The organism is Haloferax sp. KTX1, from assembly GCF_902410085.1.
Lineage (GTDB): Archaea > Halobacteriota > Halobacteria > Halobacteriales > Haloferacaceae > Haloferax > Haloferax massiliensis.
In genome coordinates this window covers 1-391 of the sequence record NZ_CABPRH010000344.1, presented here as the reverse complement: position 1 = coordinate 391, position 391 = coordinate 1, and the positions used below count along the sequence as shown (strand labels likewise).

Sequence of the window (391 nt, the reverse complement as noted above, 5' to 3'; positions counted from 1 at the left end):
GTCCGGGGGACCGCCACCGTTGCCCGGGCCACCACCATTATCAGGGCCGCCGCCCGGACTCACTGCCACCGTGCCGGTATCCGAGTTGAGAGTCCCGGTTTCGTTACCGACTGCGACGTGGACGTACTGATACGCACCGTTTGGCCAAGAATCCAGGGTCTGGACCGTCACGTTGGCGTCAGCGTCACCGCTGACAATCGTTGCAGAGGCATGGATAACGTCCCCGCTAGCGTCCGATTCGGCCTCGGAAACCACCGTGCCGAACAGCCCCTGCAACCCGATTGCAGGTATCGACTGGTTCTCGGAGAGGGTGAAACTCCCCAGTCCAGTGTTGCTCTCAACCGTCCCAACACCGCTGATGTTATCGAAAGAATTCTCGACGGTGATCTGG

The 391-nt window shown here is 60.9% G+C and carries 1 pseudogene; it reads right to left on the bottom strand.

Annotation, left to right across the window (positions count from 1 at the left end):
• Positions 1–391: pseudogene (locus FY251_RS22970) on the bottom strand (PGF-CTERM sorting domain-containing protein); the annotation flags it as partial.